The sequence below is a fragment of the Moorena sp. SIO4A5 genome (assembly GCF_010672005.1).
In the GTDB taxonomy this organism is placed as follows: domain Bacteria; phylum Cyanobacteriota; class Cyanobacteriia; order Cyanobacteriales; family Coleofasciculaceae; genus Moorena.
Genome location: NZ_JAAHHZ010000564.1, coordinates 1 through 3,159, shown reverse-complemented (window position 1 = coordinate 3,159; position 3,159 = coordinate 1). Strand labels below are relative to the sequence as shown.

Here is a 3,159-nt window from a genome sequence, read left to right as displayed (position 1 = left end):
CTTTAACAGCTGTGTTGTGGGCTGACGGAAAACGGGGGGAAGCTGAGAGTAATTGGGTGGCAGCCGTTGGTCTCGATAAGCGATACCAGGACTTAGACTGGGTAGAGCATGTCCGCCGTTGGCCACCAATGATGGTTGAGGCGTTAGCAAATTTCTTCAACCTTAAGTGAAAATAACCTGACCAACCTTAGTGTTTATCAAGAGTAATTAGTTCAGGACTTACGCAATAACTTTAAGTCTTAACTATACTTTTAGGGTGCGTTAATAACGCACCCTAAACTCATAACAATTGACTAAACTATTGCTGTTCAAGCACGGTTACGAAGCAGCAGTTGTTTGAGGTTCCGACCCCGTGGCTCCCGGACAAATGCCAAAGGTAAAAGGGTAGCCAATCGCACCACTGCTGATAGGGCAAATAATGTTGGCAAACCACCGAAGTGAGGCAACTCGGCTAAAAAGCCACCAAACATACTACCTATAGCACCACCTAATCCGGCTGATGCTGCAGCTGCTGCAAAATAGGTGGAGGGTTTGTGGGCTGGTGATATCTCGATTTGGATGTTATTGGCACACAGGTCAATGGCTGCTGCAGCTGAACCTGTCCCGAAGAATAAAAGGGGTAGCCAAACCCAAAGAGCGAGAGTTGTTGGGCTGCCGATTCCAAGCCAAAGTAAGGGAATCACGGATAGGAGAATCCCAACCATCACTAGTACTGGACGATTTCCGATCAGGTCAGACAACTTACCCCAGTAGATCAGTGTCAATAAACTTGCCCCAGCCATCAGACTAGTATAGAGAGTTACCCAACCCACATCTAAGCCCAAATTGTCGAGCAGATAAACATTGAAAAAGGGAGCGCTGAGGGTGAAGGCAAACATCCACAATCCAAAGTAGAGTACAAAGATTAGGAAGTTTGAGTCTTTCAATAGGGCAGCATAATCAGAGGGCGTCGGCTCCTCAGACTCTAAGGTTTCATCAGTAGTCTCATCAGTCTTCGCAGTCTTCTTTGAAGGTATCTGAGGAGTGATATCTACCATGAAGAACTGAAAGACTAGACTTAGTATTCCAGCTACGATAGCCAAAATCAAGATTACGCCATAGCCTTGAATTTGCCCACCTTGCCAGTTAGAAACAATGTATCCAAGTAGGGGAACACAAAGTAGGTTGGTTAAATTAGTAAAGCTATTGCGCAGTCCAAAATAGCGCCCTCGCAGGCGAACAGGAACTAACACCGCCATCCAGCTAGACCAAGAGGGACTACCCAAAGCTCCAAAAATGTGAGTGATCAGGTTAATCGCCAGTGTACACAACACTAGATGATGAGCTGGAGCCAGACCAGTGCAGAACATCCCAATGCCTACTAGGACAAATAACCATAGTAGTCGCGAAGGAATGAAGGTTTTGATGATAAACCAGTGGCGACTGTAGGATCGGTCAGATAAATAAGCACCAATAGGCTGTAGAAAATTCGCCAGTAGAGGTATCCCTGAAAGAATACCGATTTCAAAGTTGCTAGCCCCGAGTTGCAGCAAGAAGTTAGTGAGGAAAACCTCAGCTGTGATACAGGAAAAGAAGGTGGAAAACACGCCGTCAAGGGTTGCAGCCCTCAGGCTAGAGCGAATCTCTCCCTTGGGAATTTTTTCAGTAGGGCTAAGCGGCGGTCGTGCTTCCTTGTTTAGGGGCTTTAGCAACTCTGGCAATCGCGGCAAAGACGGAGCTTCTGGGGCGACATCGGATATGAGTCTGAGCATAGCGGTTCAGGTAGCTAGATAGAGAGGACTTAAATGGCGAATTTGATGGAGACGAGTAAATCGTATGGGTTCAGGTAGCACCTGTACTGGATCGGCAGGCAGGTAGAAACTCCTATGCCATATCCTCCCCATAGCATCCCCCTTCTTGATGGGCGTAGCGTGCCCATAGCGTAACCCTCTTGGCTTGCTCTTAAATCCCCCCTATACCCTCTTCTAAAACCTCCTTCGGCTAAAAGGGGTTTTACAAGAGGAGTCTATGCCATTTACATCACTAGGGAAGTAAGACTTGCTTACTTTCGCAGAAGACCTACCATAGCCTTCCTTACTCCTGGTAGAGTCCAGGAAGGTCTAGCTTCTGCGACATCTGCTATACACTCCGTTAACCCTTACTTTTCGAGAAGGGGTACTTTTCAATAACAGTTATTCTCTAGCCTTCACCCAACCCCTTAGAAATACGAAAAGTAGTACTTTTCAATAATCCCTAAGGGTTACTTCCTAAGGGCTATGCCCTATGGGGAGAGCTATGGTCATGACGGGGTATAGCAGCGGAGGCTACGCTATTCAATTAACGGGGGAGCAAGGGGGATAGACATGGATCATGAGGAAAAATCATGGCCAATGCCTTATTCCCTTGTTTAGGAATCCCGATGTAGCCAGAACCGATATCTACATACCGATATCTACATATCAATATCTACATACCAATACTGACCTAAGTACAGCTGTTGCCTTTTTTATCCCTGGGGCAACAGGTACCTTAAGTCTAATATCTCAAAAAAAGTAAAATATTGCAACAAAAATACAATTAAGTATATTCACTGAAATCTTTCATCTGACGGATCGAGCCAAGAGGTACCACGACCTGGCTAGCGAAAAAAAAAAGGCGGGATCGCTTTCATAGTCTTGATCTCAGGCTTACGTAGTTCAGTTAGTCAAGACTGTAGCCAGGATGAGGATCATGGATAATCATAATTAAAGCTAAAGATAAGTGGTGGTATAATAAAGATAAGCAATAATAAAGTTGGCTACTAACAGCTAGCTTTACCCCCATAAATATGGCTAGTAACAGCTTTACACCTTAAGAAATAAGGACACCTTAAGAAATAAGCTGTAGAAAGCCATATTGGAGACCTTAAGAAATAAGCTGTAGAAAGCCATCTTGGATGTCGAGTTATCTCAATCACCATATCTTCATCTGTATTTACTAATTATTTCTAGGTACATAGCCACCTCCTCAGACGGGAAATAAGTTTTCCCGTCTGAGGAGGTGCCCTTGCCGTCCTTACTTATCATGAAGCAAATCCTTTCGAGATGTCTAATTTTAGTATCTCTAATTGTGTTCCTAACTGGCTGTAGCCGCAGTATCGCCAGTAACATTTCTACTGTGACCCTCAGCGGCTGGCAGAGC

Annotated in this window: 1 protein-coding gene; it reads right to left on the bottom strand. The window is 45.0% G+C overall.

All coding sequences use genetic code 11. The annotated features are described in order from the left end of the window. Positions 1-308: 308 nt before the first annotated feature. Complete coding sequence (locus F6K57_RS41040; protein ID WP_293051813.1) at positions 309-1,751, bottom strand: MFS transporter; 1,443 nt, start codon at positions 1,749-1,751, stop codon at positions 309-311. Positions 1,752-3,159: the final 1,408 nt, after the last annotated feature.